Annotated in this window: 7 protein-coding genes and 1 pseudogene; 6 read left to right on the top strand and 2 right to left on the bottom strand. The window is 64.7% G+C overall.

All coding sequences use genetic code 11. The annotated features are described in order from the left end of the window. The 6 genes and pseudogenes from BBIA_RS02840 to BBIA_RS02815 form a co-directional block, all read left to right on the top strand. The coding region (locus BBIA_RS02840; protein ID WP_035137968.1) for a LacI family DNA-binding transcriptional regulator at positions 1-951 on the top strand (951 nt) is incomplete at its 5' end. Positions 952-1141: 190 nt separating this feature from the next. Next, positions 1142-2455, top strand: coding sequence for an ABC transporter substrate-binding protein (locus tag BBIA_RS02835; protein WP_033496134.1), 1314 nt, complete (start codon positions 1142-1144; stop codon positions 2453-2455). 199 nt (positions 2456-2654) lie between these two features. Continuing rightward, positions 2655-3632, top strand: a complete 978-nt coding sequence (locus BBIA_RS02830) for a carbohydrate ABC transporter permease (protein ID WP_081891891.1) — start codon at positions 2655-2657, stop codon at positions 3630-3632. Between the two features lies 1 nt (position 3633). Next, complete coding sequence (locus tag BBIA_RS02825; protein ID WP_152600653.1) at positions 3634-4554, top strand: carbohydrate ABC transporter permease; 921 nt, start codon at positions 3634-3636, stop codon at positions 4552-4554. Between the two features lie 119 nt (positions 4555-4673). Beyond that, positions 4674-5429, top strand: coding sequence for a YesL family protein (locus BBIA_RS02820; protein WP_033496132.1), 756 nt, complete (start codon positions 4674-4676; stop codon positions 5427-5429). Further along, a pseudogene (locus BBIA_RS02815) lies at positions 5426-6493 on the top strand (LacI family DNA-binding transcriptional regulator). The gene BBIA_RS02820 and the pseudogene BBIA_RS02815 overlap by 4 nt, the downstream one beginning before the upstream one ends. 20 nt (positions 6494-6513) lie before the next feature. Here BBIA_RS02815 and BBIA_RS02810 read toward each other — a convergent pair. Both BBIA_RS02810 and BBIA_RS02805 read right to left on the bottom strand, forming a co-directional pair. Then, the gene (locus tag BBIA_RS02810; RefSeq protein WP_033496128.1) at positions 6514-7254 is read right to left on the bottom strand and encodes a DUF4391 domain-containing protein; all 741 of its coding nucleotides are present in this window, start codon (positions 7252-7254) and stop codon (positions 6514-6516) included. 399 nt (positions 7255-7653) lie between these two features. Continuing rightward, positions 7654-9174 (bottom strand): D-serine ammonia-lyase, encoded by a 1521-nt coding sequence (locus BBIA_RS02805; protein WP_081891889.1) that lies wholly within the window; start codon positions 9172-9174, stop codon positions 7654-7656. Positions 9175-9226 lie beyond the last annotated feature (52 nt).

Here is a 9226-nt window from a genome sequence, read left to right as displayed (position 1 = left end):
GGAATCGCGGGCGCGCCGGCCGGCGCGGGCCTCGCCGGCGGTCCGGGCGCGGCCGTTTCGACCGGCAAGGGCAACATCGGCGTGTTCGTCACCGACATCGCCAACTTCTACTTCACTGACATCTTCAAGGGCCTGTTCTCCGTCGCGCAGAACGCCGGATACCGCCTGTTCATGGCCGATCTCGACGTGTCCGGCGACCGGTCTGAAACCATCCGCAGCGTCACCGGCGCGTCCGCCGGCCAACTGTTCGTCTCGCCGCGCCTGAGCGACGCCGAACTCAGGCGCTGCTGCGACCCGCGTACCACCGTGTTCACCAACCGGCAGGTCGAGGGCTACTCGTCCGTGTGCATCGACGACCGTTCCGGCATCCTGCAGGCCGTGCGGCATCTCGCCTCGCTCGGCCACCGCACCATCGCGTACGTGGGCGGCGCGGACAGCTCGTGGGCGAACCAGGTGCGCGGCGAAACGTGCGCCGAGGCGGCCAAGTCGTTCGGCATGAACTGCGTCGTTGTCGGCCCGCTCGAACCGTCGTACGCGGGCGGCGTGAACGCGGGCGACGCACTGCTGCTCGAGCGCGACGTGACCGGCGTGGTCGCGTTCAACGACCTCGTCGCGACCGGCCTGATCGGTCGTCTGGTCGAACGCGGCGTCGACATCCCCGGCGAGATGAGCGTGATCGGCGTCGACGACAGCGTGCTTGCGCGCGTCGTGCGGCCGCAGCTGACCAGCGTCGACGTGCGGCAGGAGCGCATGGGCGCGCTTGCGATGCAGATGCTCATCAACAAGCTCGAGGACGCGGCGTGGGGCGACGGCGGCGTGGATGGCGACGATGCGCCGCACGTCGAGATGGTGCCGGAGATTCTCGTCACGCGCGAGTCGACCGGTCCTGCGCCGCGTGGCCGCGACGATGATGAGCCTGCCGGCGGTGATGATGCGGCGCACGAAGCGTGACGCCGCGGCGTTGCGAAGTTTGCAAAAAGACTGGAAATTTTTGCGGGAACAAATGGCAACTTGGATGCAAATATGGAAATGATTTGCTATATTGGAGGCTGTCAGATGGAAACGTCGTGGAAGACGAATCCACAGCAGGCCGGTGGTCGATGAGGATCCACCAAGCGGCCTCAACAAGAAAGGTCCAGTAATGAAGGCGTACAAGAAGATCGCCGCGGCCATCGCGGCCGGCGCGGCACTGGTGTCCATGGCGGCGTGTGGTACCGGATCGGGCTCCTCGAGCAAGGCGGACTCCAACAAGATCACCGTCGCATGGTGGGGCAACCAGCAGCGCAACGAACGCCAGGCCAAGGTCAACAAGCTGTTCGAGGCCGCCAACAAGGGCGTCACCGTCGAAGGCCAGTTCTCCGAATGGGACGACTACTGGAAGAAGCTGTCCACCAACGCCGCCGGCAACAAGATGCCCGACGTGGTCGCCATGGACTACTCCTATCTGCAGCAGTACATCGACAACGGCCTGCTCGTTGACCTCGACCAGTACATCAAGGATGGCACCATCGACACGTCCAACATCGACGACAACGTCCTGTCCGCCGGCAAGATCGACGGCAAGACCTACGCGCTCAGCCTCGGCAACAGCGCGCCGGCCCTCATCTACAACAAGACACTCACTGACAAGGCCGGCATCACCGTCCCCGACAACATGACCGTCGACCAGTTCATCGACATCTCCAAGCAGGTGTACGAGAAGACCGGCGTCAAAACCAACTTCCGCTACTACGAGGCGTCCGAACTGCTCGAATACATCCTGCGCGGCGAAGGCAAGCAGCTCTTCGGCGACGGCAAGCTCGGCGCCAGCGAACAGGACGTCGAAGACTACCTGAACGTCTACCAGCAGGGCGTCAAGGAAGGCTGGCACGTCGCCCCCGAGATCTTCGCCCAGATCAAAGCCGGCTCCGTCGAACAGGATCCGCTCGTCTACGGCACCGACAACGCGGCCCGCTCGTGGTGCTCGTTCAAGTTCAACTCGCAGCTCAACGCCATGCAGGCCGTGCTCACCGACGGCACCGAACTGGCCATGACCAACTGGCCGTCGGCGGATGCCAAGAAGGCCGGCTACGTCAAGCCCTCCATGTTCTTCGTGATCACCAAATCCTCCAAGAACCCGAAGCTCGCGGCCAAGTACATCGACTTCTACACCAACAACGAGGACGCGGTCAAGACCATGCTCACTGACCGCGGCCTGCCGGTCAACTCCAAGATGATGGACGCCATCGAATCCAGCCTCGACGAAGGCGACCAGAAGTCCGTGGCCTACCTCAACGACGTGGTCATCCCCAACAGCTCCGCCATCAACCCGCCCGCCCCGGCCGGCGCCACCGAAGTCAATTCCACGCTCCTGCCGAGCATCGAGGAGGAAGTCCTCTACGGCAAGAAGGATGCGGCCACCGCGGCCAAGGAGTTCGTCGAACAGGCCAACGACGCGCTCGCCAGCGCGAAGTAGGCGACACGACCTGACCGCAGCGTAGCAACAATCATCATCCCGCATCCAAACAACACAACAACACAACCGGTCGGCCGACGGGCGCGCGGCGACAGACGGACCAGCCATAGTCCGCCGATCGCACGGCCCGCCGGCCCGGCCGGCCCAACCGTCCGATACAACCAACAATCCGACCTTCACATCATCCGAAAGGCAAACCATGTCACCAGCAACCGCGACGCTGCCCAGCTCGGCGCGCAACGGCAGCGGGGCGAAGACGAACGGCCTGAGCTTCCGCAAGGAGGGCGCACTGCGCGCGCTCCTGCACAAGGAAAGCGTCGCGGGCTATGTGTGCGCGTTCCCGTTCATCTTCGGCTTCCTCATGTTCATGATCGTGCCGATGATCCTGTCCCTCTGGTACTCGTTCACCGACTACAACATCATCGGCGAGGCCTCGTTCATCGGCCTCGACAACTACGTCGAAATGTTCACGCAGGACGACCTGTTCTGGAAGTCCCTCGGCGTCACCTTCCTGTTCGCGCTCGTCTCCGTGCCGCTCAAGCTCGTCTTCGCGCTCATCGTCGCCATGCTCCTGCTGCGCAACTCCAAGGCGTCCGGCTTCTACCGCGCCGCCTACTACCTGCCGTCCATCCTCGGCGGCTCCGTCGCCATCGCGATCCTGTGGCGGCAGATGTTCGCCACCGACGGCGTGATCAACCAGGTGCTCGGCGTGTTCGGCATCGACTCCAAGTTCGCATGGCTCGGCGACACCCGCACCGCCATCTGGACGCTCATCATCCTCGCGGTCTGGCAGTTCGGCTCCTCCATGCTGATCTTCCTCGCCTCGCTCAAGCAAATCCCCGCCGAACTGTACGAGGCGGCCAGCGTGGACGGCGCGAGCAAGTGGACCCAGTTCTGGAAGATCACCCTGCCGCTGCTGACGCCCACCATCTTCTTCAACCTGGTCATGCAGATGATCAACGGATTCCTCGCCTTCACCCAGTGCTACATCATCACGCAGGGCAAGCCGATGAACTCCACCTTGTTCTACATGGTCCACATGTACGACGAATCCTTCACCAACTATCACGCGGGCTACGGCGCCGCAATGGCCTGGGTCATGCTGGTCCTGGTCGGCGCGGTCACGCTGTTCCTGTTCGCCACCAAGCGCTTCTGGGTATACGACGAGGAGGCCTGACATGAGCGCCGCAATCACTTCAGTTTCCGGTTCCGGTCCGTCCGCGGTTTCGGCCAATCGTGCCAACCACGCCAATCGCACGCGCATCAAGCCCGGCCGCATCGTCTACCACGTGCTCGTCTTCGCGTTCGCGCTGGTCATGCTCTACCCGATCGCGTGGATGGTGTTCAGCTCGTTCAAGCCCACCAACACCGTGTTCTCCACCGCAGGCCAGCTCATCCCGACCGAATGGACGCTCGACAACTACGTGAACGGCTTCAAGGGCTTCGAGGAAAGCATCCCGTTCTACCGCTACATCGGCAACTCGCTGTTCATCGCTGTGACCGCCACCATCGGCACCGTGTTCTCATCGGCCATCGTCGCCTACGCGCTGAGCCGCCTGCACTTCAAGGGCCGCAAGGTGCTGTTCACCGCCATGATGATTTCCATGATGCTGCCTGCGCAGGTGCTCATGGTTCCGCAGTACCTGTGGTACCAGAAGCTCGGTTGGACCGACTCCTACCTGCCGCTCATCGTGCCCTACTGCTTCGCCATCCAGGGATTCTTCATCTACCTGATGATGAACTTCATCGAAGGCATCCCGCGCAGCCTCGACGAAGCCGCGCAGATCGACGGCTGCTCCTACTACGGCATCTTCGCTCGCGTGATCTTCCCGCTGCTCACCCCGGCGCTTGTCACCGGCTGCATCTTCTCCTTTATGTGGCGTTGGGACGACTTCCTCGGCGCGCTCCTGTACGTGTCCGACTCGGCCAAGCTGCCCGTGGCGCTTGCGCTCAAGATGTTCGCCGATCCGAGCTCGTCCTCCGACTACGGCGCCATGTTCGCCATGGCGTCGGTGTCCATCCTGCCGAGCGTGCTCATCTTCCTCTTCTTCCAGAAGTATCTGGTCGAAGGCGTGAGCACTTCGGGCTTGAAGGGCTGACATCTCCGTCCGCTCCGGGCCGGCGACCGTACCATCGGCCGTCGGCCCTCGGCCATATCATCACCGCAAACACGCGACCGCGCGGCCACGGTCACGGGTCACACGGAAGGAACGCAACCATGAACCTGTACTCCATGTTCTACGGCAACGGCGGCGGCCGCGAAAGCGAACGCGACGCCCATCCGCATGGCCTGCGACTGTTCTTCTCCGTCATCAAGTGGCATTGGGGTCGCCTGATCGGTCTCAACGTGCTGTTCATCCTCTCCTGCCTGCCGATCGTGACCATCCCGTGCGCCATGACCGCCATGAGCGAAGTCCTCGGCCGGCTCGTCCAACGCCGCGTCTGCTATCCCGCGCACGACTATCGTGCCGCGTTCGCGCGCGAATGGAAACGCTCCAGCCTGAGCGGTCTCGCCGTGTTCGCCGTGCTCGCGCTCGCCGTCGTCGGCGCGTCGTTCTACCTGCGCTCCGGCAGCTCGGCCGGCATCGCGCTCGCCGGACTGTGCGTCGCGATCGCCGCGTTCGCGATCATGGCGATGACGTACGTGTTCCCGCTCGTCGCGTTCACCGACCTGCCGGTGCGCGACGTGCTCAAGAACGCCGTGCTGCTCACGCAGATGCGGCTCGGACAGTCGCTGGGCGCGCTGGTCGCGATCGTGGCGATACTGGTGGTCTCGTACGTCGGACTGCCGTACACCGTGCTCGTGATGCCGGTGTTCGGCTGTTCGCTGATCGGCCTGATCGGCGTGTTTTCCGCGTGGGGCGGGATCGGCCGGTACGTGATCGTCGATGATGCGGCGGACGTGCGCGGTGCTGACGGATGTGCGGCCGGCGGACGTAACAGTGCGAACGACACGCAGGGCGGTGCGCGATGAGCGACAAAGTAACGATCTACGACGTGGCCAAAGCGGCCGGCGTCGCGCCCTCCACCGTGTCGCGCACGTTCGCATCCCCCGGCCGAGTGAGCGCACAGACCGCAAAAAAAGTGCGCGAAGCGGCCGACAGCATCGGCTACCACGCCGACGCCGTCGACGACAACGGCTGGCGCGGGAGCGGCTTCGGCAAAGGACAGGTGGCCGTGATCGTGCCCGACCTCGCCAACCCGTTCTTCGTGGCCATCGCGCGCAGCGTGCAGGACGAATGCTCCGCCCGCGGCTTCGGTATGGTCATGTGCGAATCGCGCGAAATCGTCGCGCGCGAACGCATCGTCTTCGACGAAGTCCTGCCGTACGTGCGCGGCGTGCTGCTCGTCTCGCCGCGCATGCCCGACGTGATGATCCGCAAATGCGCGCAGATGTGCCCGCTCGTCGTCGTCAACCGCGACGTGCGCGGCGTGCCGAACGTGGTCGTCGACATCGCCGACGCGGTTCGTCAGGCCGTGCGCTGTCTGGCCGCGATGGGGCACCGCCGGCTCACGTACATCGACGGGCCGGCCACATCGTGGGTCGGAGGAGTCAAATGGCGTGCCATCGCGGACGAATGCGCGGCCCGAGGCATCGCCTTGCGCCGGTCGCGGCCGTGCGCGCCCACCGAGGACGGCGGCGCGTCGTTCGCCGACGAATATCTAGCGCATCCGACCGACGCGGTGATCGCATACAACGACATGATGGCCATGGGTTTCGTTGCGGCCCTGCGCCGGCGTGGCGTCTCCTGTCCGGAACAGGTGTCGGTGATCGGATTCGACAACAACAAGACGGCCGCGCTGTTCAATCCCGGGCTCACGTCGATCCACATGCCGGCCGACGCGCTCGGTTCGGATGCGGCCGCCGCGCTGCTCAGCCGGCTCAGCGGCGGCGACGTGCCCGCCTCGTCCATGACCGTGCCCGCCCGTCTCGTCATGCGCCGCAGCGTGGGACGCGCGGCGCACGCGATGMCCGCSCGTCYACGTCATGCGSCGCAKSRYGRGACGCGCGGCGCAGCGATGACGCGCGCGGCCTGACGTGCGCCGCTCGCGTCGCGTTATGCGGTGGCTTGGGCGACGAGCGCGTCGAGCTGCTGCTTGGCCTTGTGTAGCTGCGCGTAGATTTCGTTGCGCTGGTCGGCGTCCTTGGCACGCTGATGGTCGCGCACGAGCTTGTCGACCGTGGCTTCCAATTGGCGGATCTGCGCGCGGCGCGTGATGCGCGCGTCCAGATCGGCGCCGTCCGGCGTGCCGAGGATGATCTGCGCGCAGATCGACTCCCACAGGTCGTCGGTGGACGCGCCCTCCGGCACCCCGTCGGTTTCCAGCGTCACCTCGCCGGCCGGCTTCCATTCGCCGGCGAACACCTGATGCACCGGCGTGTGCCCGGCGCGGCCCGGCAGCGCGCGGCGCACGGCCAGCGTGCACTCCTCGCGCGTCGTGCCCTCGAACGGCATGCCGCGCACCACCGCGAACACGATGCCCGACTTGCGCTGTGCGGCGATCAGTTCGATCGTCTCCGTCGGCACTGTGGTGACTTTTGCGGCCAGTTTCAGGCCGATCACCAGAATCTCCGGGATTTTCGCGCCGGCCGTCAGTTGCGTGTTGGCCGGGCGGGCGATCGCGAGCAGGCTGATGCCGGCGATGTCGTTTTTCAGCTGTTTGCTGAGTTTTGCGGAGATCGTGGCGTGGCCGACGAACATTGCCTTCGGCAGGCTGCCTTTCGCTTCGGGAATCGCCGTTGCGGCGGGCAATCCCAAGGTGAGCGCGGATACGGAACCACAGTGCGCGACAGTCATCGTCGGCCTTCCTTTCCGGCCGTGCGCGGCGCCTGCCTTGAGGCGAGGCTCCTCGCGGCCGCTGTGTGCGACATCAACGGTTCCCACACTAGTGCAGTGTTGGTTCGGGCGGTGGCTGGTGCCCATTTTTTGCCGGTATGTGTTGCTGGTATGTGTTTGCTGGTATGCGTTGCGGATATGGGGTGGCAGTTGATGGCGGGTTGGTTGGTTGCGGTTGCGGCTGCGGCTGTGGGCATAGACGGTCCATTAAGTCGGTCGTGGGCATAGACGGTTCATTAAGTCGGTCGTGGGCATAGACGGTTCATTAAGAACGGATTTTTGCCTCGTAATGAACCGCCTATGCCCACGATGTCCGTTGATGCCCACATTCCGGCAAGCGTGCGTGTGTTTGTCCGTTTGTTATTGGAGCAGAGACTCGCCGCGGGCGATGTAGCCGGCCATGTCGTCGCGCGGGACCATCGAACCGCCGGTGATCCACGCGACGTGTGTGGCGTGCGCCATGCGCTCGTCGGTCAGATGGAGCCGTTCGCGATAGTCGCGGTCCGCGAGCACGCGCCACGGTCCGGCGAACCCGGCCGCCGACGACGGTTCGATGTCATGTCCGGACGTGCGGTCAAGCAGCGCGACCGAGCGGAACAGATCATCGTCGTCGACCGTGACGAACCCGTCGAGCAGCCGCGCCATGCGCCGCGCGACGAAACCGGACGCGCGGCCCACGGCCAGACCGTCCGCCGCGGTGCGGTTGTCGATGCCGAAGTCCTGCACGCTTGCGTCGCTGAATAGGCCCGTGTATTCGCCCAGAAACATGCAAGGCGAGTGCGTCGGTTCGACGAAAATGCAGTGCACGGCGTCGCCGAACACGGTTTTGAGGCCGAACGACACGCCTCCTGGGCCACCGCCCACGCCGCACGGCAGGTAGACGAACAGCGGATGATCCTGGTCGACCGGAATGTCAAAGGTTTGCAGTTGGCCGGCGAGACGGCGTGCGGCCACCGCGTAGCCGAGAAACAGCGTGGAGGAGTTCTCGTCGTCCACGAAATAGACTGATGGGTCGTTTTTGGCTTGTTCACGGCCGGCGGCGACGGCGACCGAATAATCCGACTCGTATTCGACGACGTTCACGCCGTGGCTGCGAAGCTTGTCCTTTTTCCACTGACGCGCGTCGGCGGACATGTGCACGGTCGCGTTGAAGCCGAGCGCGGCGGCCATGATGCCGATCGACAGGCCGAGATTGCCGGTCGAGCCGACGGCGATGGTGTGTTTAGCGAAGAGCGCGCGGGCCTCGGGGGAGGCGAGCGTGCGGTAGTCGGCGTCGGTGTCGGTGCGGTCGGTTGGCGGATGAGGGGCGAGGTCTGATACGGCGGATGTTGCGGTGGATGACGTATTGCGCGTCGCCTCGGAATGTGCGTCGGTATGCGTGGTGCTGTGTGCCTCGACGTTGGCGTTGCGGGGGAGCAGGCCGGCCTCGACGGCGAGATCTTCCGCGTGCTTGAGGACCTCGTAGATGCCGCCGCGCGCCTTGATCGAGCCGCTCACCGGCAGTTCGCTGTCGAGTTTGACCCACAGCTGGCCGGGAAGCTGTTGGTCGTGACGCTCGCCGAGTGCGCGCTGCATGTCCGGTACGGCGGCGAGCGGCGATTCGATGGTGCCGGCGGTCGGTTTGGTTTCGGGGAACAGTTCGGCGATGAGCGGCGCGAAGCGTTTGAGCCGGGCTGCCGCGTCGTCCACGTCGGCGACGGTCAGACCGACGTCCGGCAAGGCTGCCGCCGTCGGTGCGAGCCGATCGTTGAACCATGCAGTCGGTTTCAGGTCGATCAGGTCGCGCAGTTGCGGATGACTGGCGATCCATTCGGTGACGTTGGTCCCGTGGATCGTGCGGTTGTCGTTGTCGTTGGCGTCAGTGGCGTGTTCGATGCTCATACTCCTGCATCGTATCCCCGCAAACAATCGGTTGCGTAAAAAGAAGCCGCGT

The sequence above is a fragment of the Bifidobacterium biavatii DSM 23969 genome, assembly GCF_000741165.1.
Lineage (GTDB): Bacteria > Actinomycetota > Actinomycetes > Actinomycetales > Bifidobacteriaceae > Bifidobacterium > Bifidobacterium biavatii.
This window is presented reverse-complemented; position numbering and strand designations above follow the sequence as displayed.